The sequence below is a fragment of the Agreia pratensis genome (assembly GCF_900177685.1).
Lineage (GTDB): Bacteria > Actinomycetota > Actinomycetes > Actinomycetales > Microbacteriaceae > Agreia > Agreia pratensis.
This window is the reverse complement of sequence record NZ_FXAY01000003.1, coordinates 146,043-171,241: the sequence shown is the minus strand read 5'-3', so window position 1 is coordinate 171,241 and position 25,199 is coordinate 146,043. Positions and strand designations below refer to the sequence as shown.

Below are 25,199 nucleotides of genomic sequence, written 5' to 3'. Positions count from 1 at the left end.
TGAGCGGGCTTCGACGGAGCGATGCCCTCAGAGTACGTCGAAGTACTGTTCTCCGATTCGGACGCGCGTTCCGCGCGCCACTCCGTAACGCTCTCCGGGCACGGCATCGACCGATTCCTCGCCCGAGACGGAGATCGATGTGCCGTTGCCGGAATGCCGGTCGCTCACCCAGAACATCCCGTTCTCGATCCCGAACTCGACGTGCGTTTTCGACACGCTCAGCTGCGGATCGACGACGCGCACGATCTCGAGTCGACGGTCATTCTCTGTGACAACCGGATTCCTCCCGATGAGTCCCGGGCCGGCCACGACCACGTTCTCGCCGGTGCTGAAGACCAGACGGAAGACCGACGGCGCGGCGGGCGATCTGGGAGCAGTCTTGGCGGGAGCCGTCAGGGCTTCGTGTCGACCCGACATGGGCAGCGGCTCGACGTGCTGCGTGTCGCTCATGGCCGACGCAGCCAGCACTGAACTACCGCACTCACCGCAGAACATCGCGCCGCCAGGGAGCGCGGTCCCGCACGTCTTGCACCTCACAGTACTCATCGGGTTCGCGCGCTCGGACGGGTCGATTCGATCTCGTCGACAGCCAAAGAGACGTCGACGACGAGTACTGTCACGTTGTCTCGGCCTCCGTTGGCCAGTGAGGCAGCCACGAGTTCGCTCACGGCGCGTTCGGCAGAGTCGGTCGTCGCCAGGTAATGCCGGATCCCGTGATCGGTGAGCTCTTTCGTGAGTCCGTCCGAGCAGACGAGGATGCGCTGGCCCGGAACGACGGGAATGAGCGAGTAGTCGGGAACGGGCGTGTCGTGGAACCCGACAGCCCGAGTGATGACATTGCTGTCGGGATGAACATCGGCCTGTTCTCTGGTGATCAACCCGGCGGCGACCATCTCCTGCACGACGGAGTGGTCGGTCGTGATCTGCTCGAGAACACCATCGGCGAATAGATAGACCCGCGAGTCGCCGATGTTGAACACGGCCCACTGTGCCTCGTCATCGACAATCGTGAGTGCGACTCCGGTGACGGTGGTGCCCGTTCCGAGAACACTCTCATCGCCGACTCTGTCGATGTCGGCCCGGGCCGACTCGAGAGCTCGATCGATCGTATCGCCATCGATGTAAGCCCTGCCAGTGATATCTCCGAGGCGCGTGACGACGGCAGCACTGGCGATATCCCCCGCGGAGTGACCGCCCATGCCGTCTGCCACAGCGAACAGTGGCGGATTCGCGACGACACTGTCTTCGTTGACGGCCCGCTTGTTTCCCCGGTCCGACATGAACGACCAGGTGAGGGTCAGCGTGTCTGCGGCGCCGGGAAGGACAACACTCACGTGGGCGTTGCTGTCACCGATCTGGGTCACGGGACTCTTCTCCTCGACATGCTGTTCGGATTCGGGTGCGCACGGTTCTGTCGCTGCGCAGACCGCTCTTCACGGTCAATCCGCTCCGGGAAGTATCTCGATGACGTTACCGTCACCGATTTCGACCCTGCTGTACGGGGGAAGAACGATCGAGTCCCCCGGCTTCAACTTTATCCGAGGTGAACCGGGCAGTGTGACGGCCGTGCCATTCGTCGACTGCAGATCCGTCACGATGACCTCGCGCCCTCGCTGCTCGATGTGCAGGTGCGACGCCGAGACCTCCCGGGTGGGCGAGGGCACCTCGACAAGAACCACCTGGTCACCGGCGAGCTGCCTTGGGCCACGAGGCCTGCGGCCGATATACACGGGAACGTGCAATTCGAAAGGCGCCTGTGTCCCGATCCGAACTCGACTGGGCCGAATCTGGTGCGGCGATGCCGTGTCCGATGCGTGCATGCCACCGTGTCGGCCCACGCGTCGGCCTGGAACACGCTCCAGCGTGATTTCGGGGTCGTCGCCCGCGACCGTTGCTGCTCGCGGTTCCTGACCCTCGCGTCTCGCCGACGTGTCGACGATCGCACGAGCCTCGTCGAGCATCCAGATCACCGAATCGACGGATGCGACACCGAGCACGAGCGGAAGCTCGGCACCCGAGATCGTCATCATCTCCGCGGGGCCGACGGCATCGATGCTCGCGCCGAATCGGAGTCCAGTCACGTTCGAGAACGAGGAGAGATGCCAGGGCCGGAGGCCCTGCGACGAGAATCGCCGCGGCACAGCATCCGCCGTGTACACGTCGACCACAGAGGCGCCCCGCGCCACGACGGTGAGCACCGCCGACGCCATTCCGTCCGTCTCCAGCGCGGCCACGGCGAACGAGGTGACCGCGTCGGCGCCGAGCGATGGAACGGCCTGAACAACGCGTTCGAACGACACGGAGTCGCTCGACATCTCGTCCCACAGTCGCGACAGCACGGTCTGCGAACAGCCGCCGCCGAGAACCGCGACCATACCGGGCACGACGAGAGCCAGCTGGGAGCCCGAAGACGAAGCCGCGTCGTACACGACACGACCTGTGTTCTGATGGGGCGAGTTCACCCGTCGAGCTTAATCGCCGATCGGCGACATCGAAAGACTGCCGCGAGGTACCGACGGCATAGCATGCGCGTATCACCGGCTGGAGCGTTCAGTACGCGTTCGAGACAACCGCAATTCAACGGATTTCGCGGTACAACTCGCACTTTGCGACTGAATCACTTGCTCAACGCGATTCATCCTGACAGAATCCTGGCATGAGCCCAAAGCCACGACAATCCCATCTCGATGACACGTCGAAGGCCATCATCGAGCAGCTGCAGGTCGACGGACGACGGTCGTACGCCGAAATCGGCAAAGCCGTCGGCCTGAGTGAGGCGGCGGTTCGACAGCGAGTGCAGAAGCTCACGGAGTCGGGGGTGATGCAGATCGTGGCCGTCACCGATCCACTGCAGCTCGGCTTTTACCGACAGGCAATGATCGGCCTGAAGGTGTCCGGTGATACGCGCGTCGTCGCCGACGCACTCGCCGCGATACCGGCCGTCGACTACGTCGTGCTCACCGCGGGCACGTTCGACATCATGGCCGAGGTCGTCTGCGAGAGCGACGACGATCTCATCGCCCTGCTCAACTCGCAGATTCGACACCTCGACGGTGTCATCTCCACCGAGACGTTCGTCTATCTGAAACTGCACAAGCAGCTCTACAACTGGGGTACCCGATGAATAACCTGACCTATTCCGACGCTGCAGAGAGCGAGATGCAGCGCAAGGCGAAAGACCATCTGTGGATGCACTTCAGTCGGCAGTCCGTGATGGAGTCGGGCGCGGGAGTGCCGATCATCACACGCGGCGAGGGCCATCACATCTGGGATAGTCGCGGCAAGAAGTACATCGACGGACTGTCTGGATTGTTCGTGGTGAATGCCGGACACGGTCGCCGACGCCTGGCCGAGACCGCCGCACGTCAGGCTGAAGAGCTGGCTTTCTTCCCCGTGTGGTCGTACGCCCATCCGAACGCGATCGAGCTCGCCGACAGGCTCGCCCACTATGCGCCTGGCGACCTCAACCGCGTGTTCTTCTCGACCGGGGGCGGAGAAGCCGTCGAGACCGCGTTCAAACTGGCCAAGTACTACTGGAAGCTCCAAGGGCGTCCGACGAAGCACAAAGTCATCTCTCGCGCCGTCGCTTATCACGGCACCACCCAAGGAGCGCTGGCGGTCACCGGTATCCCGGGCATGAAGGCGATGTTCGAACCGGTCACACCAGGCGGCTTCCGCGTGCCCAACACGAACTTCTACCGCGCACCCGAGCACGGCGACGACCTGACAGCGTTCGGGATCTGGGCTGCCGATCGCATCGAGGAGATGATCCAGTTCGAAGGCCCCGATACCGTCGCAGCGGTTTTTCTTGAACCTGTGCAGAACTCGGGAGGATGCTTTCCTCCACCTCCCGGATACTTCCAGCGAGTTCGTGAGATCTGCGACCGCCACGACGTTCTCCTGGTCAGCGACGAGGTGATCTGCGCATTCGGACGCATCGGGCACATGTTCGCCTGCGACGAATATGGTTTTGTTCCCGACATGATCACCTGCGCCAAAGGCATGACCAGCGGGTACTCCCCCATCGGTGCGACCATCGTGAGCGACAGGGTCTATGAGCCTTTCAAACACGGTCAGACATCGTTCGCGCACGGCTACACCTTCGGCGGACACCCCGTTTCGGCGGCGGTCGCGTTGGCGAATCTCGACATCTTCGAAGAAGAGAAACTCAACGAGAATGTCAGAGCCAACTCACCTCTCTTCCGCTCCACTCTCGAAAAGTTGAACGATCTTCCGATCGTTGGCGATGTGCGGGGCGATGGATACTTCTTCGGAATCGAACTCGTGAAGGACAAGATCACGAAGGAGACGTTCGACGACGACGAGTCCGAAAGGCTCCTGCGAGGCTTCCTCTCGAAGGCGCTCTTCGACGCCGGCCTCTACTGCCGCGCCGACGATCGAGGAGACCCTGTGATCCAGCTCGCCCCACCTCTCACTATCGGTGCGGCCGAGTTCGACGAGATCGAGCAGATCCTGCGCGGGGTGCTCACTGAGGCGTGGAACAGACTCTGATTGCCGCTCACACAGCCTGCCTGCCCACCCAGTCGGGTACACGGCCTGTACTGATCAGCTGCTCGAAGAGTCGTGCCAGCTCGTATCCCGGCCCAATCGACAGTGCCTGTTCGAGATAGTCGCCCGCGGCTGAACCCTGTCCTCGAGCCCACTCGAACCAGGCGAGCATCGTGAACGGAGCCAATTGCCACGGCCGCGGGGCAAGCGAGATGAGATGGCGGAGAAGACGAACCGCTCCCTCTATCCTCAGGCCATCAGGGCACTGTCGCCCCTCACCGACGAAGGTCTCGAGGATCGACCCGTCGGGCACGGTAAGCCCCCGACGAAGCAGCGCAGTGTCGGCGGCGGCTCGGTCTCCGGCGTCATTACCCCAGGCCATGAGCATCAGCACGCAGTCCCGCACGCCCTTGTCTCGGATGCTCCAGAGCAGAGCAGCCACCGCCTTCGGTGGAAGGTCGGTGGGCGTCGATTCGATCGCGTCGGTCCAGAGAACGTGCGCCACCGGCCACTCCCAGAGCCGTTCTCTCTCGCGAGCGTCGTGCATGATCGCGGTCGAGGCTTCTGCCACACCGTCACGCTGAGCGCTCGGCCCCTCACATATCGGCGGAGCTCCCTGAGCGATGGCCTCCACGTCGCGCGGCGCACCGACGCCGTCGAGCTCAGCCTCGATCCGCGTCTTCTCGTTTTCGTCGAATGTGCCGCGCTCAGCGTCGAGATACGACGCCCAGCTCCGCCCCGAACAGCACAGGGCATCGACGATGCCCAAACCCGCCGATGCCATGCGTGTGACGATAGCCTCGACGAGCTGCGGTCGCGGAGGTCGATCCGCCGCAGACCACGCCTCATCCGTGTAGATGGCGATCAGAACGGCGTCGACTCCGGGAACACGACTGATCAGCCGGATGATGGCATCAGCGATCAGACGGGGGTTTTTCTGATGTTCTGCAGTGGGCAGATCGACTCGCAGCGAGGCGGCAGTCTGCCTACTCTGGAAAGTCTGCACAACAATGCTGTTCACGGGTGTGTATCCCATGACGCGGGGCAGAGCGATCAAGAAATCTGATGGCCGTTTCGCCTTAACCGAGGAAGTCATGGCGAAAGTCTGCTGTCTCATGCATACCGAGATGAGGGCCGTCGACCAGTCTGTGAAGAGTCGATCCGCACACCGTCCTGTGAGGGAAGGGATGGTCGCAGTACTCTTCACACGCACGGGCAGTCCTGTGGATTCCCAGCCGAGACGACGAGGGCGCTCCGTTCTCTCATGCGGCGATACTGTCGGAGTCATGACACGAGAACTTCTGCGAGCGGGAGACGACGGCATTGCGCGATGCGGCTGGGTCTCCGACGACCCCGAATATCAGCGATATCACGACGAAGAGTGGGGCAAACCGCAGCACGGCGATGCCGCCCTCTTCGAGACGATCGCACTGGAGGGGTTCCAGGCGGGTCTGTCGTGGATCACTATTCTGAGGCGACGGCCCGCCTTCCGCGCCGCCTTCGAGCAGTTCTCGATCGAACGAGTCGCTCAATTCGACGAGGACAAGGTCAACGAATTGGCCCTCGACGCGTCGATCATCCGCAATCGTCACAAGATCGCCGCCACGATCAAGAACGCCCGGACAATACGCGAGCTGATACGCGACAACCCGGGAGCGCTCGATCGCCTCATCTGGAGCCACGCGCCATCATCGCACGAGCGCCCCGCAACGGTGGAAGGGATGCTGACGGTAACAGACCGATCGCACGCACTCAGCACAGAGCTGCGGCGTATCGGACTCACCTTCGTCGGGCCGACGACGATGCACGCATTAATGCAGGCAGCCGGGCTGATCAACGATCACGCGCGCGGCTGTGCGCGCGGCGATCAGCTTGACGTCGAGGTGAGGTGAATCAATAGCCGGGGTTCTGAGGCCCGCTCGACGGCGGAGGTGCGTAGACCGGACGCGCCTGTGGCACGTAGCGCAGAACCGCACTGGTGGGTCTCGCCCAATCCGGGGCGATGAAGATACCCGCGATCGGCTGCGGATTCCAGACAGACGCGTTGAACGCGAAGATTCCCCACCACACGTAGGGAACGAGGATATAGAGGATGAGCCATACCCCGGTCTTGCCGAAGCGCAATCCTATGTTGTACGCCGCGATGCAGATGAACACGCTCGATGCGATGTTGACGACAGGCACAAAGGCGACGAGCGCCCACCACCCTGCCTGTCCGCCGAGCTCGAGGAACGTCCAGGAGTTATAGACCGGAACCCACCCCTTCCAGGCGGGCTCTCCAGCCTTCACGAAGATCTTGCTCAGAAACCACGAACTGACAACATAGATGCCGACTACCAGAACCACATAGAACGCGGTGAAGATCAGAGTGATAATCAGTCCGGCTGCAGCTCCGGCCGCAGTACCGTCCGAGTCGTATGTCGAGATCATGCAGCAAGACTAGCGCCAACCACGAACCATCCGCGCCGGCAACTCGTCAGCGAAGCCGCCTCTAGACCGCGGTCAGTCCTTCGAGACGTAGAGCCGGAGCTCTCCCGGATCACCGAGTTCCATCCGATGCCCCGCCGCCCTGGCCACCGCGAGGACCTCGTCGATCGTCGCCAGATCGCGCGCGTGCATCAGCAGTGTTCGGGTCAGCAGCCCTTTTGACTTCTTGTTGAAATGGTTCAAGGCACGAACGGTGCCGTCGTCGGACTCGGTGACGACTTTGAGGAACCAGGAGTTGGCGCCAGACGGCAACGGCGAAAGAGCGACATACGCTTCAGATCTGAAGTCGAGCACGAGGTCGTCGCCCGCGCCGATCTCTAGCGGTGCAACGGGAGCCCACGTCTTGGCGAGGTGAACCCCGGGCAACTTCGAATCATGCGACAGCCTGTAGGCCGGAATAGGATCCATGGCGCCGATCGGTCCCAAGAGGGCCGACTGGATCACAAGATGCGACGCCGCGAACGATCTGGCTCTCTCAGGCAGACTGGCCGAGTCGAGGGCATCAAAGACGACCCCCGTATACCTGTCGATTGCAGGCATCGTCGGCGACGTCATCACTTCGCGATTGCGAAGGACCTCCGCGCGTTGCCGCGGGCTGATCTTGAGCGCTTTGAGGCTCGCGTCTTCATCACGAGAGATCGCACGCAGTTCTCTAAGAAGACCACGACGAGTCGCTGTGAGCGAAGAAAAACGCAAGCGGGCCAGATCCAGCCCCGTAGCATCACCCCCCTCCCGCTTCGTCTCGGACGGCGGAAGGAGGATGATCACGAGGTGGTCGACCCGCTTGCGTTAGACGAGAGCCGCGTTGCGCGCGACGATCGTGATGGTGTTGTTCTCTACAGACAGGAACCCGTCGTCGGCCTGAGCCGTGATGCGTGAGCCGGACGCCTGAGTGACGCGAACCTCGCCCTCGGCCAGGATAGCCAGCAGAGGTTCGTGGCCGGCAAGAATACCGATCTCGCCTTCGACGGTTTTGGCGATGACCATCGTGGCCTCGCCCGACCAGACTTCCTGATCGGCCGAGACGACACTCACGGTAAGAGCCGAAGCCATGATTAGCCGTTCTCTTTCTGGATCTGTGCCCACTTCTCTTCGACGTCATTGATGCCACCGACGTTGAAGAAGGCCTGCTCGGCCACGTGGTCGAAGTCACCGTTGGCGATCGCCGAGAACGACTCGATCGTGTCCTTCAGCGGAACCGTCGAACCCTCCACGCCCGTGAACTTCTTGGCCATGTAGGTGTTCTGCGACAGGAACTGCTGGATACGACGTGCTCGCGAGACGGTGATCTTGTCTTCTTCGGACAGCTCGTCGACGCCGAGGATCGCGATGATCTCCTGGAGTTCCTTGTTCTTCTGAAGGATCGCCTTGATGCGCACAGCCGTGTTGTAGTGATCCTCGCCCAAGTAGCGGGGGTCGAGGATGCGGCTGGTCGAGGTCAGCGGGTCGACGGCCGGGTAGAGGCCCTTCGACGCGATCTCTCGCGACAGCTCCGTGGTCGCGTCGAGGTGGGCGAAGGTGGTGGCCGGCGCCGGGTCGGTGTAGTCGTCGGCAGGCACATAGATAGCCTGCAGCGACGTGATCGAGTGACCGCGGGTCGACGTGATGCGCTCCTGCAGGATACCCATCTCGTCGGCCAGGTTGGGCTGGTAGCCCACCGCGGACGGCATGCGACCGAGAAGGGTGGAGACCTCGGAACCCGCCTGAGTGAACCGGAAGATGTTATCGATGAAGAGCAGAACGTCCTGCTTCTGCACGTCGCGGAAGTACTCCGCCATCGTCAGGGCCGACAGGGCGACGCGCAGACGCGTTCCCGGCGGCTCATCCATCTGGCCGAAAACGAGGGCCGTCTTGTCGAAGACACCGGCCTCTTCCATCTCGGCGATGAGGTCGTTGCCCTCACGGGTACGCTCGCCGACACCGGCGAACACCGATACTCCACCGTGATCCTGCGCAACGCGCTGGATCATCTCCTGGATCAGAACGGTCTTGCCGACTCCGGCGCCTCCGAAGAGTCCGATCTTTCCACCCTGAACGTACGGGGTGAGCAGGTCGATGACCTTGATGCCGGTCTCGAAGAGCTCCGTCTTCGACTCCAGCTGGTCGAACGCCGGGGGCTTGCGGTGGATGGGCCAGCGCTCAGTGATCTCGATCTTCTCGCCCGGCTCAGCGTTGAGCACCTCGCCGATGACGTTGAAGACCTTGCCCTTGGTGACGTCACCGACGGGAACCGTGATGGGCTCTCCGGTGTCGGTGACCTCCTGGCCGCGGACGAGTCCGTCGGTGGGCTTCAGGGCGATAGCGCGAACCAGGTCGTCTCCGAGGTGCTGGGCGACCTCGAGGGTCAGCACGGTCTCGGGAGCGCCCGGAATGGCGATCGTGGTCTTGAGGGCGTTGTAGATGCCCGGGATCGAGTCGTGGGGGAACTCGATGTCCACGACAGGGCCGGTGACGCGGGCGATACGGCCGACAGCGCCGGGCGCAGTCGTCGTCGCAGCTTCAGGTGCGGTCAGTGTCATTGCTTCTCTCTTCTTTCGCGCTACTTTGCCGAGCTCAGCGCGTCGGCGCCGCCGACGATCTCGGAAATCTGTTGGGTGATCTCGGACTGACGAGCATTGTTCGCCAGTCGGGTGTAATCGCGGATGAGTCCATCCGCGTTGTCGCTGGCTGCCTTCATCGCCTTCTGCGTGGCCGCGTGCTTTGCAGCGGCGGACTGGAGCATGGCGTTGAACAGACGCGACTCGATGTAGACGGGAAGCAGCGAATCGAGAACAGAAGACGCGTCGGGCTCGAACTCGTAAAGCGGCAGTACCGCCTTCGAATCAGGCTCTTCGACACCCTCGACGACCTCGAGTGGAAGCAGGCGAACGACCTCGGGTACCTGCACGAGCATCGACACGAAGCGGTTGTAGACGATATGGATCTCGTCGACACCGCCCTCTGCCGCCGGCTTCAGGAACGACTCGAGAATGGCATCGCCGATCTCTTTAGCCGTCTCGAACTCGGGGTTGTCGGTGCCGCCCTGCCAGGTCTTCTCGGAAGCCCGTCGACGGAACGCGAAGTATGCGTTCGCCTTGCGGCCGACCAGGAAGTACACGACGTCTTTGCCCTGGCTCCGGAGGAGCTCGGCGAGCTGCTCCGATTCCTTGAGCACGTTGCTGTTGAACGCACCGGCCAGACCACGGTCGCTCGAGAAGATGACGATCGCAGCGCGCTCGATCTTCTCAGGCTCGGTGGTGAGGATGTGATCGACATTCGAGTACGACGCCACGGCCGACACGGCGCGAGTGATCGCCCGCGAATAAGGAGTCGAAGCCGCCACCCTCGCCTGCGCTTTTTGAATGCGCGAGGCGGAGATGAGCTCCATGGCCCTGGTGATCTTCTTGGTCGTCTGGGCAGACTTGATCTTCTGCCGGTAGACGCGGAGTTGCGCTCCCATAAGTTAGCGGCGACCCTTCACGATCTTTTCCTGGTTGACGTCTTCAACCTTGGTCGCAGTGAACTCCTCGCGTCCGACCGAGGCGAGGGGCTTGCCCTCGCCCGTCTGGAACTCGAGCTTGAACTTGTCGACCTCGGAGTCGAGCAACGACGCGGTTTCGTCTGAGAGAACGTTGGATTCGCGCAGCGTCGTCAACACCTCGGTATTGCGAGCGAGGTAGTCGAGAAGCTCGCGCTCGAAGCGCAGGATGTCTTCGACCGGAACCTCATCGAGCTTGCCGTTCGTTCCCGCCCAGATTGCAACGACCTGGTCTTCGACGGGGTACGGCGAGTACTGAGGCTGCTTCAGCAGCTCGGTGAGACGCGCACCACGGGCCAGCTGGCGGCGCGATGCCGGGTCGAGGTCGGATGCGAACATCGCGAAGGCCTCGAGCGAGCGGTACTGAGCGAGCTCGAGCTTCAGCGTTCCGGAGACCTTCTTGATGGACTTGACCTGAGCGTCACCACCGACTCGCGACACTGAGATACCCACGTCGACCGCGGGACGCTGGTTGGCGTTGAACAGGTCGGACTGAAGGAAGATCTGGCCATCGGTGATCGAGATCACGTTGGTCGGGATGTAGGCCGAAACGTCGTTGGCCTTGGTTTCGATGATCGGGAGACCGGTCATCGAACCCGCACCCAGCTCGTCGGAGAGCTTGGCACAACGCTCGAGCAGACGGGAGTGCAGGTAGAACACATCACCCGGGTATGCCTCGCGTCCCGGCGGACGACGGAGAAGAAGGGAGACGGCGCGGTAGGCCTCGGCCTGCTTCGACAGGTCGTCGAAGATGATCAGAACGTGCTTGCCGCCGTACATCCAGTGCTGGCCGATGGCCGAGCCCGTGTACGGAGCGAGGTACTTGAAGCCCGCGGGGTCGGATGCAGGAGACGCGACGATGGTCGTGTACTCCAGAGCTCCGGCGTCTTCCAGCGCGCCCTTGACGGAGGCGATGGTCGAGCCCTTCTGGCCGATGGCGACGTAGATGCAGCGAACCTGCTTGTTGACGTCGCCCGACTCCCAGTTGGCCTTCTGGTTGATGATCGTGTCGATCGCGATGGCGGTCTTACCGGTCTGGCGGTCACCGATGATGAGCTGGCGCTGGCCGCGGCCAACCGGGATCATCGCGTCGATCGCTTTGATGCCGGTCTGCATGGGCTCGTGCACGCTCTTGCGCTGCATGACACCGGGTGCCTGCAGCTCGAGTGCGCGGCGTCCCTCTGAGGCGATCTCGCCGAGACCGTCGATCGGGTTTCCCAGCGGGTCGACGACGCGGCCCAGGTAAGCGTCACCGACGGGAACCGAGAGGACCTCGCCCGTGCGCTGCACCTCCATGCCTTCGACGATGCCCGAGAACTCACCCAGGATGATGACACCGACCTCGTCTTCGTCGAGGTTCTGAGCAAGACCCAGAGTTCCATCGGCGAAGCGGATCAGTTCGTTGGCCATAACGCCGGGAAGACCCTCGACGTGGGCGATGCCGTCACCGGCGTCGGTGACGTAACCGACCTCGGTCTTGGTCGCCTTGCCGGGCTCGTAGGACTTCACGAAGTCCTGAAGAGCACCACGGATCTCGTCGGGGCTGATCGATAGTTCTGCCATCGTTTTTCCTTTTTCTGCCGAAGGATTCGCTCCGGCGTGTAGCAAGCCAGCCACAAGGGCTAGCCAGCGAGCTGAAGTCTCAAATCGTTGATGCGGGCGGAGACGCTGCCATCGATGACATCATCTCCCACCTGGATGCGAAGACCGCCGATAAGGGCGGGATCGATCTGCTGGTTGACGGAGAGGGCTCGTCCGTACAGTGACGAAAGCCCCTTCTCCAGGCGCTCCAGCTGTGCGGGAGCGATCGGAGCAGCGCTGGTGACCGTGGCAATGGACTTGCCGGCCTGATCGGCCACGATATTCGCAGCAACCCGAAGCAGCTCTCCGATGCGCCGACCGCGAGGCTGGGCAACGAGCTGCTGCACGATCGCAAGCGTCTGAGCCGATGCTTTGCCCTGCAGCAAAGCATTGACCAAAGCCAATTTCGCGTCGACGGCGCCGAGCTTCGAGCCGAGCGCGAGCTCGAGCTCATCGCTCGTCGAAACCGCTTCGCCGAAGCGAGCGAGTTCGGCCTCGATAGATTCGGCGTTCGTTGCCGAATCTGCGAGGACTCGGAAGCCGAGTTCTTCGATGGCTGAGAGCAGATCGTCGTGGCTCGACCAACGGCTGGCTGCCACATCGCTCAGGATGCGCACGGCCTCAGAGTCGAGCTTCGAGCCGAAGAGTTCGGACACGACTCCTGCCTTCGATGCCTGATCGGCCGAGGGGTCAGCGAGAAGCGACAGCAGCGCAGACGATTCGCCGATGACTCGGCCCGCGAGAAGCAGCTGCTCCCCCGTGGCGAGAGTGGCGGAACCGCCCTGCCCGGCCAGTCTGGCTCGAACGCCGGCGATCGCTTCTCTTGTCGCTGATCCCATGTTCTTACTTGTTTCCGGCGGTCGGGGCTGATGCCTCGGACGCCTCGAGGTCGGCAAGGAAGCGATCGACGATGCCGGCAGCCTTGGCGTCGTCCTTGACGGACTCGCCGATGACACCCGACGCAAGGTCGAGAGCGAGGCTTCCGACCTCGGCGCGCAGTGACACGACGGCCGCCTGGCGCTCGGCTTCGATCTGGCTCGTCGCCTGCGCCTGGATGCGCGCAGCATCGAGCTGCGCCTGCTCCTTGAGCTCTGCGGCGATCTTCAGAGCGTCGGCGCGAGCCTGCTCGCGGATCTTGCCTGCTTCGGCGCGCCCCTCGGCGAGCTGAGCGGTGTACTGCTCGAGAGCGGCTTCGGCTTGCGCCTGGGCAGCATCTGCCTTGGCGATGTTGCCCTCGATGGCGGCGGACCGCTCATCGAGCATCGTCTTGACGCGAGGCAGCACCATTCTCCAGAAGAAGAACAGGATGATGACGAAGCAGAGCGACGACCAGATGATGTCGTACCACTCGGGCCGGAGTGGGTTCGTTTGCTCGGCCGTTTCCTCTGCGGCAGCTAGAAATGCGTGAAGCACTCCAGCCTCCTATCTGTTAGTGAGCGAAGCGGGATCAGACGAAGATGAAGTACGTGGCGATGCCGATGAAGGCGAGCGCCTCGGTGAAGGCGATACCGATGTACATGAGAACCTGCAGGCGACCTGCGAGCTCGGGCTGGCGGGCGACACCCTCGATGGTCTTTCCAACGACGATACCGACGCCGATGGCCGGGCCGATGGCCGCGAGACCATAACCGACCGTCGCGATGTTTCCGTTGATCTCGGCGAGAACGGTTGTTGCGTCCACGTGTGTTTCCTTCCGTGATGTCGAACGAGGCGGGCGCCTAATTCGTTTAGTGTTCCTCAGCCAGCGCGAGCTGGGTGTAGACAGCGGTGAGCAGGGTGAAGACGTAGGCCTGAAGCAGGGCGACGAGGATCTCGAAGAGCGTGAACACGAAGCCGAAAGCCAACGTGCCGACACCGAACAGCGCGAACCAGCTGCCAGCCGTGAAGAAGAAGAACCAGGTGGCGCCGAAGAACAGCACCAGCAAGAGGTGACCGACGACCATGTTCATCAGCAGTCGCAGGGTCAGGGTGACCGGACGCAGAATGAATGTCGAGAGCAACTCGATCGGCGTCACGATGATGTAGAGGCCCTTGGGAACACCGGGCGGGAACAGGGCATTCTTGAAGAAGGCCCCCGGGTGCTTCTTGATGCCCGCGTAGATGAACGTGACGTAGGCGACGACAGCCAACACGAGCGGCACGCCGATGACCGATGTTCCTGCCAGGTTGAGGAACGGCACGATTCCCGTGAGGTTCATCGCGAGAACCATGAAGAAGATCGTGGTCAGGATCGGCAGAAAACGCTTGCCGTCTTTCTTGCCCAGCAGATCTTCGGCGATGTTTACCCGCACGAAGTCGAGGGCCATCTCGGCGATGCTCTGGCCCCGTGTGGGAACCAGTTTCATCTTGCGCGTACCGAGCCAGAAGAGGATCAGGATCGCCGCGACCGCAATGAAGCGGATGATGATGACCCGGTTGATCTCAAAGGCGGTACCGGGGAAGAAAATGGCTTCTGGGAAGAATTCCTCGATGGACGGACCGTGGAATTGACCATCATCGGTAGCCAACGGCACAAGCAAGTTCAGAGCGTTAGCTAACAGCGCTATCTCCTGGTTCGGGGCGTGGAGCGAGGCTCTCGCGACGACGAATGATGGGGGGTGCTGCTTCTGGGTGACAACCAGAGTGACGCAGCGGAACGATCTTTATGAACCCTATCAAGAGTTAGGCCCCCCTGACCAATCGAGGAGGCCGATTGATGGCCCGAATGTGCCGGATCGGACATATTCCTACTCGCCAGGCAATGTCACGTCGCTTGCATAGCTCATGCGGGATGTAGCGACCACGACGACGTCGACGATCAGTGAACCGAGCACGCCCGCGATGATGCAGAGGAACATCACGACGGGGTTGATCCAGGGCTGGTCACGGAGGAGGAACACGAGCACCAGGAAGATCGCGAACTTGACGATCCACGCGCCCATCACCACGGCGAAGAAGATGGCCGTGAAGAAGTCGGTTCCCGAGAAGCGGTTGGCGACGAGGATCGATGTTGCGGTGAGACCGGTGAACAGAATAGCCATGGCGGTTCCCACGAGGGCGCTCACGAGCCCGCGCTCGGAGTCGACGAGAAAGCCCGTCACTCCCCCGATCACCGCTATGGCGAGGGCGAGCAGCCCTCCCCATTTCAGGATGCGCACGAAAACCGGCCGCGCGGAGGAGCCTGTGGCGGCCGAGGTGGCACGGGGGGTGGGGGTCGACACGCTAGGCGCCTTTCGTTTCTGCGGGCGGTGGCACTGATTCGGACGCTGCGTCGAGCGGGTCGAGAGAGGCGGCCATCGATGCTTCGGGGCTCTCGACCTCCGTCGACTGAGCTGTGGCCTCGACGACCTTGCGTCGGCTGAGTGGAGCCAGCGTCAGCACGGTGCAGACGACCAGACCGACGAGGAGGAAGACGACCGCGTAGCCGGTCGGAACGAGGAAGAACAGCAGACAGCCGACCGAGACGACTGCAGTCCACGCGTAGAAGATGAGGACGGCGTGGAAGTGCGAGTGCCCCATGTCGAGGAGCCGGTGGTGCAGGTGTTTTCTGTCTGCGCTGAAGGGGCTCTTGCCCGCGCGAAGCCGACGGAAGACCGCGAGCCCGAAGTCGAGAAGCGGGAGCACGAGGATGGCGAAGGGAAGGAGGATCGGAATGAACGCGGGAAGCAGTTCACGCCGACCTAGAGTCGCAGGGTCGATGACCCCCGTCACCGCGATGGCGCTGGTCGCCATCAGGAGGCCGACGAGCATGGCGCCGGCATCGCCCATGAACAGCTTCGCCGGGTGCCAGTTCAGCGGGAGGAACCCAGCGCATGCGCCGATGAGGATGGCGGAGATGAGAGCCGCGAGGTTGAAGTAGTCGGTCGCCGACCCCTCTTGGATGAGCAGGAATGTGTAGAGGAAGAAGACGCCGTTGGCGATGAGGCAGACACCCGCGACGAGCCCGTCGAGGCCGTCGATGAAGTTGATCGCGTTCATCACCAGAACGACTGCGAACAGGCTGATGATCAGCGACATCACGCCGGATCCGACGGCGAGGGTTCCAGCGATCGGAAGCGAGACGATCGCGACACCCTGCCACACGAGGAGCCACGCCGCGATGATCTGCCCCGCGAGCTTGATTGTCCAGTCGAGGTCGATGAGATCGTCGATGACTCCGATCACCACGATGATCAGGGCCGCACCCAGAATGGCGAACACCGGGCCCGGATTGACGAAGACCAGCCTGAAACCGTCGACCTGTGAGGCCACGGCGAAGGCCACGACCATGCCGATGAACATCGCGACGCCGCCCAGTCGCGGTGTCGGCCGGGTGTGCACATCTCGTTCGCGGATCTTCGGGTAGAGCCTGAATCGGTGACTCAGCTTGTACACGACGAGCGCCAGCCCGAACGTGACAACGGCCGAGATGGCCGCGACGAGCAGATAGATCCGCACGGATCAGCCGTTCAGTCGATCGTCGGGCGACGAAAGCACATCACCCAGAATCGACCGCAACTGTTCTTCGGACACGGCGCCGTGACGCACGATTCGGATCGAACCGTCGTCGCCGAACGTGCTTGCATCGACGATGGTCGACGTCACTGTGTCGGTGGCACCGCCCTCGAGATAGACGTCGACGCTGTCGCCGAGGCTCTCGAGAGCCAGGGATGCGGTGGTCGCCGCAGGCTCGCCGGTGAGATTCGCCGACGACACGGCCAGTGGCCCCACCTCGGTGAGCAGCTCGAGGGCGATGGGATCGGACGGCTGACGCAAAGCCACCGTGCCACGGGTCTCCCCGAGATCCCAGGCGAGCGATGACCGCGCGGGAACGATGATCGTGAGTCCCCCGGGCCAGAACGCGTCGACGAGGTCGCGCACCGGCTGACTCACGGTCTCCGCAAGGGCGTCGAGTGTGGCGACACCGGGTACGAGAACCGGAGGAGGCGAACTACGAGTGCGTCCCTTGGCATCGAGCAGCGCCTGCACGGCGACCGGATTGAAAGCGTCGGCGGCGATGCCGTACACCGTGTCCGTCGGAATGACGACAAGCGCGCCGCGGCCGATAGCGGCGCGGGCGAGTCGCATTCCCGTCAGGAGCTCAGACGGAACCGAGCAGTCATAGAGGGCAGCCATATCGACCCCAATGATAGTGCGTGGGCCCTGGGGGTTCAGACAATGACGCTCGGAGGAAGCATCCGGCGCAGCAGTCTGCGAGACGGCTCCTCGATGAATCTCCACAGGACCCAGGCGCTGAGCCATGCGGCAACAGCTGTGGCGATGACGACTCCGAGCAGCAGAGGCCCGGACTCGGCGTGCAATCTCGACGCGACCAGAAGTCCCGCTCCGATGACGAGAGGATGCACCAGATAGAACGCGAACGACATCCGGCCGGCCAGAAGGAGCGGCCTCGTCGAAAGGAATCTCGAAAGAGGATCCCGAGGACAGATCGCGAGGGTCGCGATGAGGAGGACCAGCAGAGGAAGCACGACGATCGATTCCGCCGGCGCGATCATGTCGATGCCATCGTGAAACTCCTGCTGACCCGCGCGCATATTGTGCAGCGGATCGTTGTAGGCGACGACGAGGAGAACGGCCACCGAGGCTGCCGCCGTCAGCGTTGCGAGGGGCACACGCCTGATTCCACCGGATGCGAGCGATTCAGTCGTGCCTCCGAGGAACCGCCGCAGCAGCAACGAGAGCACCGCGCCGATCCAGAACTCGCCGAGAACCCTGATGGGAAGCACTCCCGCCGCCGTCACATAGCTGTCGTTGGAGAACAGGAAGATCGTGTCGTCCTGCATACTCACTCCCACGATGAGCACCGGCAGCATCAGCAGCACGATGACGATCACCATGACACGGCGGGATGCGACGGCTGCGAACCGCGACAGCGCGACGACTCCGACGGCGAAGGTCAGATACGCCATCCACTCGGCGCTGACAGACCAGTCCACTCCGTTCCAGTCGAGCGTCGAGGGGAACCACCCGTTGAGGAGAGTGAGGTGCAGGAGAAGCTGGCCGGCATCGGCCTGAGCGAGAAACGAGGGGTCTCCGGACGACAGAGCCTGGAAAATGAAATATGCCCCGAACAGCATGAGTACGAAAGCTGTGAGCGGCCAGACTCGCGCCAGCCGCAGCCAGATGAACCCGACGGCGGTGCGCCAGGTGTACGCGCTCGTCATCGTCGACATATGCGTATAGGTCAGGATGAATCCACTGAGGATGAAGAAGAGGTCCACCCCGAGATACCCCGCCGACGACAGATGGATGATGAACTGTGTGAAGGGGCCAGGACCGAGAGAATCCACGATCTCCGTGCGGAAATGCCGAAGGAAGACCCAGAACGCGGCTACGGCGCGAATACCGGTCAGAGCCCCGATGAGAGGGGCGCGGCGAGCGGTCGCCTCGAGCGCAGCGTCAGCTTTCGACATCGTGTTCGCTCTGCGGCGAGCCTACCGAGTGACCTTGCCGCGGCCGAAGAGAAGCCACAGTATCGATCCGACGACCGAGGTCAGCAGCACGACGATCAGCCATACCAGTTTGCCGACGAACCCGTGATTCGGGTTGCGGACGATGGAGACGACCGTGGCCACGAAGATGACGAACAGCACGATGCTTCCGATGGTGGCGCTGATCGGTTCCATGGTCACTCCTGATCGTCGTGGGGCGGCGTCCGGTGGGATGCCGCCGACCAAGCATAGCTGCGGTGTCAGCGCAGCGCGGTTGTCGCCCGGTCTCGCCCTGTGAGGTCGCGGTGAGTTGCCGTGGCATGCCAGCCATCGGCATCCAGTAGTTGCCTGATCTCGGACCCTTGCGACTCGCCGTGCTCGATCACCAGGACGCCGCCCGAATGCAGCAGTCGAAGACCGGTGCGAGAGACGTTCCTGACGACGTCGAGGCCGTCGTCTCCCCCGTAGAGCGCGTGCTCCGGATCGAAGAGACGCACCTCAGGATCGCGCGGGATCGCCTGAGCAGGGATATAGGGAGGGTTCGACACGACGACCGACACGCGGCCGTCGAGTTCCGGCACCGCGTCGAGCAGATCGATGAAGACCAGGCGCGCGTTCGGGGCGTCGACTCGACGAAAATTCTGTTTGGTCCAGACGAACGCGGCCGAGCTGTTCTCGACAGCGACCACCTGGGCGTGGGGAACCTCCGTCGCGAGCGACAGAGCTATGGCGCCGCTCCCCGTTCCGAGGTCGACCGCGATCGGGCCGTCTTCGCGACGAGGATCGATGACGATGGAACGCAGCGAATCGATGGCGAGGCCCGCCACGAACTCCGTCTCAGGTCTCGGCACGAACACGCCAGGGCCGACTTCGAGCTCGAGGTTGCGGAACCAGGCCACGCCCGTGATGTGCTGAAGCGGTTCTCGCGCAGCACGGCGCTCGATGGCCTCGCTGATGGCGACCGCGTCCTCCACGCCGAGGGTCTTGTCTGTGATGGTCATGGCCTGAACCTGGCCGCGGCTCGCTCCGAGCACGAAGCCCACGAGAAGCTCCGCATCCACCTGCGGATCGGAGATTCCACTGCGAGCGAGCACGGCGACGCCATGCTCGAGGAGGCTTCTGACCGTGGGGGGCCCGAGCGTTCCCGTCGGTTCGAGGACGACCGCGCTCATTACTCGGCCGCTCCCCCGAGCTCCTGCAGACGAGCTTCCTCGTCGGCTGCGATGCATGACTCGATCACGGGCTCGAGAGCTCCGTTCATGACACCGTCGAGGTTGTATGCCTTGTAGCCCGTGCGGTGATCCGCGATGCGGTTCTCGGGAAAGTTGTACGTGCGGATGCGCTCGGATCGGTCCATCGTGCGGATCTGGCTCTTGCGAACCACGGATGCCGCAGCGTCGATCTCTTCCTGCTGACGCGCGAGCACGCGGGCGCGCAGAACACGCATGCCGGCCTCACGGTTCTGCAGCTGGCTCTTCTCGTTCTGCATCGCCACCACGATTCCGGTGGGAAGGTGGGTGATGCGCACGGCGGAGTCCGTCGTGTTGACGGACTGTCCGCCCGGGCCGGACGAACGATATACGTCGATCTTCAGGTCGTTCGGGCTGATCTCGACCTCTTCGGGCTCGTCGACCTCAGGGAAGACGAGCACCCCCGCCGCGGACGTGTGGATGCGTCCCTGCGACTCGGTGGCGGGAACGCGCTGCACACGGTGAACTCCACCCTCGTATTTCAGGTGCGCCCACACTCCCTGCGCCGGGTCAGACGAAGAGCCCTTGATCGCGAGCTGAACGTCCTTGATGCCGCCGAGGTCGCTCGAGGTCTGCTCGATGATCTCGGTCTTCCACTTCTTGCTCTCGGCGTAGTGCAGATACATGCGCAGGAGGTCGGCCGCGAACAGTGCCGATTCGGCCCCGCCCTCGCCCATCTTGATCTCCATGATCACGTCGCGGCCGTCGTTGGGGTCACGCGGAATCAGAAGTCGGCGGAGGCGCTCCTCTGCCACGGCGAGGTCATCGGTGATCACGGGCACCTCTTCGGCGAACGAGGCGTCCTCGGAAGCCATCTCCTGAGCGGCCGCGAGGTCGCTCTCGAGCTGCTGCCATTGACGGTAGGCCGCGATGATGCGACTGAGCTCCGCGTAGCGGCGATTGACCTTCTTCGACCGGGCAGGATCCGAGTGCAGTGCGGGATCGGCGAGCTGCTCCTGCAACTCGTCATGCTCGGTCAGCAGTGTTTCGACTGACTCGAACATGTCCTTATTTCTCCAGGTCGCGTCCGTTGTGACCCGTCGGATTAGGCATCGTCTTCTGCACCTGCATAAGGAACTCGACGTTCGACGTGGTCTCCTTGAGACGACCAAGAACGATCTCGAGAGCCTGCTGCTGGTCGACGCCCGCGAGAGCGCGACGCAGCTTCCAGGTGATCTTGGTCTCGTCGACGCCCATCAGCAGCTCTTCGCGGCGTGTGGACGATGCGTTGACATCGACAGCCGGGAAGATGCGCTTGTCGGCGAGCTGGCGTGACAGGCGCAACTCGCTGTTGCCGGTTCCCTTGAACTCTTCGAAGATCACTTCGTCCATCTTCGAGCCGGTCTCGACGAGAGCGGTCGCGAGAATGGTCAGCGACCCACCGTTCTCGATGTTGCGCGCGGCACCGAAGAATCGCTTCGGCGGGTAGAGCGCCGAGGCGTCGACGCCGCCGGAGAGGATACGTCCGGACGCCGGCGAGGCGAGGTTGTACGCGCGTCCGAGTCGAGTGATCGAGTCGAGCAGCACGACGACGTCGTGTCCCAGCTCGACCAGGCGCTTGGCGCGCTCGATGGCGAGTTCGGCAACCGTGGTGTGGTCTTCGGCGGGACGGTCGAAGGTCGAGGCGATGACCTCCCCCTTGACCGTGCGCTGCATGTCGGTGACCTCTTCGGGGCGCTCGTCGACGAGAACGACCATGAGGTGGACCTCGGGATTGTTCGTCGAGATCGCGTTGGCGATCTGCTGCAGGACAATCGTCTTACCGGCCTTCGGCGGCGCCACGATCAGACCGCGCTGGCCCTTTCCGATGGGGGCCACGAGGTCGATGATGCGCTGGGTCAGCTTGCCCGGCTCGGTCTCGAGGCGCAGACGCTCCTGGGGGTACAGCGGGGTCAGCTTGTTGAACTCGACGCGGTTCGCCGCTTCGTCGACGGGCAGGCCGTTGATCGACTCGATCTTGACGATCGCGTTGTACTTCTGGCGCCCGTTGCCGTCGCCCTCGCGTGGCTGGCGGATCGATCCGACGACCGCGTCGCCCTTGCGCAGGTTGTACTTCTTGACCTGACCGAGTGAGACATAGACGTCGTTGTTGCCCGGCAGGTAGCCACTGGTGCGAACGAACGCGTAGTTGTCGAGGATGTCGAGGATTCCGGCAACAGGAATCAGAACATCGTCTTCGCTGATCTCGGGCTCGAGCTCGTCGTTGCCCGTCTGTCCGCGACGCTTGCGGTCGCGGTAGCGGTTGCGCGCGCTGCGGTCACCACGACCATCTTCTTCGAGAACAGGCCCGTTGGAGTCGCCGCGATCGTTCTGTGGGCGCTCGTTCTGAGCGCGCTCGTTCTGGTTGCGACCGTTCTGGCCTCGACCGTTCTGGCCGTTCTCGTCTTGTGTACGAGCATTGCGACCGTTCTCGTTCTGGCCACGGCCGTTCTGGCCGTTCTCTGCCTGAGCGCGGTCGCTCTGGCCGCGGGCGGCGCCCGAGCGTTCGGTCGATGCTCGGTCGGCGTTCTGCACGTCAGCCGGCTGATCCGCGCTGTTCTGCTTGTCCTGGTTGCGATCGCGATCGCGATTCCGGTTGCGGTTGCGGCCCTGACGACCGCCCTGCTCACGGGGCTGCTCCGAGCGGGACTCGTCGGCATCGCTCGACTGAACGTTCTCGGTCGCACGCGGCTCCGACGTACGAGCGTCTTTATCTGCCGCGCGGCCACGGGTGACGGGCGGAAGGAGCGCGGAGAGCTCGTCGCTCTTCGCGTTCACGTGCGAGACGGCCGAGACACGAGTGTCCGACTCGACTGCGCCGGCACCGTCGACGGACTTCGCCCGGCGGGGCGCACGCTTGCGAGGAGCAGAGGTGTCGGTCTGCGGCCGCTCGGCCTCGACGATCTCGTCTGCGGGAACGATGTCGTTCAGCGGCGCTGCGACGAATGCGTCGACCAGGGCAGCATCGACGCCGCCGTCGACAACCACGTCGTCTGATTTCTCTGTGGTCTCCGAGACCTCGACGAGTGTCGGCTGCTCCGCCGGCGACTCGACGGGCGCAGAGACGACGGAGTCGTCTGCGGTGAGCGCCGGTGCAGCCGAGTCGGATGCCTGGCGGTCTGTGATCGCCTGCACCAACTCGCCTTTACGGAGTCTGGCGGCACCGTTGATGCCGAGGGACTGTGCAAGGGCCTGAAGCTCGGCGACCTTGAGGCCGGCAAGAGCTGTGGGGGTTTCCGCGCCCGGGGCGCGGAGATTGACGTCAGTCACGTGTGTGGGGTTTCCTTCCACTGCTGTCCGCTCCGAGCCTTAAGCCGGGGCGGTACTACGCAGAGAGCTGTCCGTGTACGAGGCGTATGGGCGAGAGGTGCTGAGCCAGTACGCGTAAGTCGCGGGGCAGCGATGAATGTGAGAGTGCTACCGGGTACGAGCTTGGATCAAGCCGCTTCAACCGGATGCGTGACCACTGTAGCACCTTTGAAGTCGACCGCCAGAACGAGCGACTTCCACGGCGCGGCCGATTCAGACTCGACGAGTTCGACGGCGGCGAGACGCTGGGCCGGGTCGCTGCACAGCACCAGGATGCTCGGGCCCGCTCCGGAGACGACAGCCGGAAAGCCCTGCTCGCGCAAGAGGCCGATCAGGCGCGACGTATCGGGCATGGCCTCCGCGCGATAGTTCTGGTGCAGACGGTCTTCGGTCGCGGCCAGCAGCAGCTCCGGGCTCTGGATGAGCGCCGCGATCAGAAGAGTCGAGCGCGAGACGTTGAAGATGGCATCGGCATGCGGCACCGACTCCGGCTGAAGGCTGCGAGCGAGAGCGGTGGACATCGTCGCCTGGGGAACGAGCACGAGTGGAGAGACGCCACGGTGAACGATCAGTTTCTTGAACTGCGGACCGTCTTCTGTGACCCACGCGATGGTGAGACCACCGAAAAGACAGGGAGCGACATTGTCGGGGTGCCCCTCCATCTCGGTGGCGAGCGCGAGCAGACCGAGCGCATCGATGTCGACGATTCCGTCGAGCAGCCCCTTGGCCGCCATGATGCCGGACACGATGGCCGCACCAGAGGAGCCGAGACCACGACCGTGCGGAATGACATTGTGCGCCACGAGGTCGAGGCCCGGCATGGGCTGGTCGTAGGCGGCAAACGCATGGGCGATCGCCCGCACCACCAGATTGGACTCATCGGTGGGCACTTCGCCCTCGCCGACACCGGTGACCTGCACGGTCGCGCCAGGCTGTTCCCTGACAGTGACCGTCAACTCGTCGTACAGCGCGAGCGCCAGACCGAGGGTGTCGAAACCCGGTCCGAGGTTCGCCGTCGTAGCCGGAACCTTGACCGTCACCGAACGGCCGGCAAGGCTCACGACGAGGCTTTCGACAGACCGAGCACACCGGCGATCTCATCGGTGTCCACTGCGACCGAGGTGGGAGTCACATCGGAGCCGTCGGCGGTCTTGAGCGCCCACTGCGGGTCTTTGAGCCCATGGCCGGTCACGGTGAGCACCACGACGGCGCCCTTCCCGATCACTCCGGCGTCGGCGCGCTCGAGCAGTCCTGCGACGCTGATCGCGGAGGCGGGCTCCACGAAGATTCCGACCTCTGCCGAGAGGATGCGGTAGGCCTCGAGGATCTTGTCGTCGTCGATGGCGCCGAAGTAGCCGTCGCTTGCTTCGCGAGCGGCGAGAGCGAGCTCCCACGATGCCGGGTTTCCGATGCGGATCGCGGAGGCGATCGTCTCGGGGTTGCGAACGATCTCGCCGCGAACGATCGGAGCACTGCCGGAGGCCTGGAACCCGAACATGCGGGGCAGCTTGGTGGTCTCGCCCCGAACGAGTTCTTCGGAGTACCCCCGCGAGTAGGCCGTGTAGTTTCCGGCGTTGCCCACGGGAACGATGTGGAAGTCGGGTGCGTCGCCCAGAACCTCGACGACCTCGAACGCCGCCGTCTTCTGACCCTCGATGCGGTCGGGGTTCACCGAGTTGACGAGGTGCACGGGGTAGTTCTCTGCGAGATCGCGCGCGATGTCGAGGCAGTCGTCGAAGTTGCCGCGGACCTGGAGCAGTTCGGCGTTGTGCGCGATCGCCTGGCTGAGCTTGCCGAGCGCGATCTTGCCCTCGGGCACGAGAACGGCTGCGGTGATGCCGGCGTGCGTGGCGTAGGCGGCGGCCGACGCAGAGGTGTTGCCGGTCGAGGCGCAGATGACGGCCTTGGCACCGTGCTCCACGGCCTTCGAGATGGCCATCGTCATGCCGCGGTCTTTGAACGAGCCGGTCGGGTTCATGCCCTCGAACTTGACGTAGACCTGGGCGCCCGTGCGAGCAGACAGCGCGGGTGCGGGGATGAGGGGCGTGCCGCCCTCCCCCAGGGTCACGATGGGGGTCGCCTCCGAGATGTTGAGACGGTCCGCGTACTCGTGCAGCACTCCGCGCCACTGGCGGGATGCTCGTGTGGTGCTCACGG

The 25,199-nt window shown here is 63.4% G+C and carries 27 protein-coding genes; 3 read left to right on the top strand and 24 right to left on the bottom strand.

Translation table 11 applies throughout. From position 1 onward, the window contains the following. Positions 1-27: 27 nt before the first annotated feature. From B9Y86_RS10400 to B9Y86_RS10390, 3 genes are all read right to left on the bottom strand, one after another. On the bottom strand, positions 28-450 hold the full coding sequence (locus B9Y86_RS10400; RefSeq protein ID WP_244894716.1) for an FHA domain-containing protein: 423 nt from the start codon (positions 448-450) through the stop codon (positions 28-30). A gap of 92 nt (positions 451-542) precedes the next feature. Further along, positions 543-1,364 carry a PP2C family protein-serine/threonine phosphatase gene (locus B9Y86_RS10395; protein ID WP_244894715.1) on the bottom strand — a complete coding sequence of 274 codons (822 nt, stop codon included), beginning with the start codon at positions 1,362-1,364 and terminating at the stop codon, positions 543-545. Between the two features lie 75 nt (positions 1,365-1,439). Further along, on the bottom strand, positions 1,440-2,462 hold the full coding sequence (locus B9Y86_RS10390; RefSeq protein ID WP_085485725.1) for an FHA domain-containing protein: 1,023 nt from the start codon (positions 2,460-2,462) through the stop codon (positions 1,440-1,442). Positions 2,463-2,656: 194 nt separating this feature from the next. Between B9Y86_RS10390 and B9Y86_RS10385 the strand changes: the two genes are divergently transcribed. Both B9Y86_RS10385 and B9Y86_RS10380 read left to right on the top strand, forming a co-directional pair. Then, positions 2,657-3,124, top strand: coding sequence for an Lrp/AsnC family transcriptional regulator (locus tag B9Y86_RS10385; RefSeq protein ID WP_085485723.1), 468 nt, complete (start codon positions 2,657-2,659; stop codon positions 3,122-3,124). Then, complete coding sequence (locus B9Y86_RS10380) at positions 3,121-4,512, top strand: aspartate aminotransferase family protein (RefSeq protein ID WP_085485721.1); 1,392 nt, start codon at positions 3,121-3,123, stop codon at positions 4,510-4,512. The genes B9Y86_RS10385 and B9Y86_RS10380 overlap by 4 nt, the downstream gene beginning before the upstream one ends. Positions 4,513-4,519: 7 nt before the next feature. On the opposite strand, the gene B9Y86_RS10375 is transcribed toward B9Y86_RS10380, so the two are convergent. After that, positions 4,520-5,605, bottom strand: coding sequence for a DUF4192 domain-containing protein (locus B9Y86_RS10375; RefSeq protein WP_176223334.1), 1,086 nt, complete (start codon positions 5,603-5,605; stop codon positions 4,520-4,522). Positions 5,606-5,795: 190 nt separating this feature from the next. Between B9Y86_RS10375 and B9Y86_RS10370 the strand changes: the two genes are divergently transcribed. Beyond that, positions 5,796-6,401, top strand: coding sequence for a DNA-3-methyladenine glycosylase I (locus B9Y86_RS10370; protein ID WP_085485719.1), 606 nt, complete (start codon positions 5,796-5,798; stop codon positions 6,399-6,401). 1 nt (position 6,402) lies between these two features. Here the strand turns inward: B9Y86_RS10370 and B9Y86_RS10365 are convergent, their stop codons facing one another. From B9Y86_RS10365 to thrC, 20 genes are all read right to left on the bottom strand, one after another. After that, entirely contained in the window at positions 6,403-6,939 is a 537-nt protein-coding gene (locus tag B9Y86_RS10365) for a DUF5684 domain-containing protein (protein WP_085485717.1), read from the bottom strand. 72 nt (positions 6,940-7,011) lie between these two features. Beyond that, positions 7,012-7,764, bottom strand: a complete 753-nt coding sequence (locus B9Y86_RS10360; RefSeq protein ID WP_085485715.1) for a YaaA family protein — start codon at positions 7,762-7,764, stop codon at positions 7,012-7,014. 21 nt (positions 7,765-7,785) lie between these two features. Then, complete coding sequence (locus B9Y86_RS10355; RefSeq protein WP_055780777.1) at positions 7,786-8,049, bottom strand: F0F1 ATP synthase subunit epsilon; 264 nt, start codon at positions 8,047-8,049, stop codon at positions 7,786-7,788. A 2-nt stretch (positions 8,050-8,051) separates the two neighbouring features. After that, positions 8,052-9,515 carry a F0F1 ATP synthase subunit beta gene (gene atpD / locus B9Y86_RS10350; protein ID WP_044438700.1) on the bottom strand — a complete coding sequence of 488 codons (1,464 nt, stop codon included), beginning with the start codon at positions 9,513-9,515 and terminating at the stop codon, positions 8,052-8,054. Positions 9,516-9,535: 20 nt separating this feature from the next. After that, the gene (locus B9Y86_RS10345; RefSeq protein ID WP_085485713.1) at positions 9,536-10,435 is read right to left on the bottom strand and encodes a F0F1 ATP synthase subunit gamma; all 900 of its coding nucleotides are present in this window, start codon (positions 10,433-10,435) and stop codon (positions 9,536-9,538) included. A gap of 3 nt (positions 10,436-10,438) precedes the next feature. Beyond that, positions 10,439-12,076, bottom strand: coding sequence for a F0F1 ATP synthase subunit alpha (gene atpA / locus B9Y86_RS10340; protein ID WP_055929403.1), 1,638 nt, complete (start codon positions 12,074-12,076; stop codon positions 10,439-10,441). A 59-nt stretch (positions 12,077-12,135) separates the two neighbouring features. Further along, a complete protein-coding gene (locus tag B9Y86_RS10335; RefSeq protein ID WP_085485711.1) occupies positions 12,136-12,933 on the bottom strand; it encodes a F0F1 ATP synthase subunit delta in 798 nt (265 codons plus the stop codon). A 4-nt stretch (positions 12,934-12,937) separates the two neighbouring features. Continuing rightward, positions 12,938-13,507: a F0F1 ATP synthase subunit B gene (locus B9Y86_RS10330; protein ID WP_085485709.1), complete on the bottom strand. Its 570-nt coding sequence runs from the start codon at positions 13,505-13,507 to the stop codon at positions 12,938-12,940. A gap of 34 nt (positions 13,508-13,541) precedes the next feature. Then, entirely contained in the window at positions 13,542-13,775 is a 234-nt protein-coding gene (gene atpE, locus B9Y86_RS10325) for an ATP synthase F0 subunit C (protein ID WP_035837596.1), read from the bottom strand. Positions 13,776-13,821: 46 nt separating this feature from the next. After that, positions 13,822-14,619, bottom strand: a complete 798-nt coding sequence (gene atpB, locus B9Y86_RS10320) for a F0F1 ATP synthase subunit A (protein WP_085485707.1) — start codon at positions 14,617-14,619, stop codon at positions 13,822-13,824. A 201-nt stretch (positions 14,620-14,820) separates the two neighbouring features. Further along, on the bottom strand, positions 14,821-15,294 hold the full coding sequence (locus B9Y86_RS10315) for a Cg1360 family ATP-synthase-associated protein (RefSeq protein WP_085485704.1): 474 nt from the start codon (positions 15,292-15,294) through the stop codon (positions 14,821-14,823). Between the two features lies 1 nt (position 15,295). Further along, on the bottom strand, positions 15,296-16,510 hold the full coding sequence (locus B9Y86_RS10310) for an MraY family glycosyltransferase (RefSeq protein ID WP_085485702.1): 1,215 nt from the start codon (positions 16,508-16,510) through the stop codon (positions 15,296-15,298). 3 nt (positions 16,511-16,513) lie between these two features. Continuing rightward, positions 16,514-17,188: an L-threonylcarbamoyladenylate synthase gene (locus tag B9Y86_RS10305; protein WP_085485700.1), complete on the bottom strand. Its 675-nt coding sequence runs from the start codon at positions 17,186-17,188 to the stop codon at positions 16,514-16,516. Between the two features lie 35 nt (positions 17,189-17,223). Further along, positions 17,224-18,486, bottom strand: a complete 1,263-nt coding sequence (locus B9Y86_RS10300; RefSeq protein ID WP_085485698.1) for an acyltransferase family protein — start codon at positions 18,484-18,486, stop codon at positions 17,224-17,226. Between the two features lie 21 nt (positions 18,487-18,507). Continuing rightward, the gene (locus tag B9Y86_RS10295; RefSeq protein WP_085485696.1) at positions 18,508-18,699 is read right to left on the bottom strand and encodes a PLDc N-terminal domain-containing protein; all 192 of its coding nucleotides are present in this window, start codon (positions 18,697-18,699) and stop codon (positions 18,508-18,510) included. Positions 18,700-18,764: 65 nt separating this feature from the next. Further along, the gene (gene prmC, locus B9Y86_RS10290) at positions 18,765-19,676 is read right to left on the bottom strand and encodes a peptide chain release factor N(5)-glutamine methyltransferase (RefSeq protein ID WP_085485694.1); all 912 of its coding nucleotides are present in this window, start codon (positions 19,674-19,676) and stop codon (positions 18,765-18,767) included. Then, positions 19,676-20,758: a peptide chain release factor 1 gene (prfA, locus tag B9Y86_RS10285; protein WP_085485692.1), complete on the bottom strand. Its 1,083-nt coding sequence runs from the start codon at positions 20,756-20,758 to the stop codon at positions 19,676-19,678. Before prfA ends, prmC begins: the two co-directional genes overlap by 1 nt. Positions 20,759-20,762: 4 nt before the next feature. Beyond that, positions 20,763-23,003 (bottom strand): transcription termination factor Rho, encoded by a 2,241-nt coding sequence (gene rho / locus B9Y86_RS10280; RefSeq protein WP_085485690.1) that lies wholly within the window; start codon positions 23,001-23,003, stop codon positions 20,763-20,765. 167 nt (positions 23,004-23,170) lie between these two features. Next, positions 23,171-24,103, bottom strand: coding sequence for a homoserine kinase (gene thrB, locus B9Y86_RS10275; protein WP_085485688.1), 933 nt, complete (start codon positions 24,101-24,103; stop codon positions 23,171-23,173). After that, positions 24,100-25,197, bottom strand: coding sequence for a threonine synthase (gene thrC, locus B9Y86_RS10270; RefSeq protein WP_055780736.1), 1,098 nt, complete (start codon positions 25,195-25,197; stop codon positions 24,100-24,102). Before thrC ends, thrB begins: the two co-directional genes overlap by 4 nt. Between the last annotated feature and the right edge of the window lie 2 nt (positions 25,198-25,199).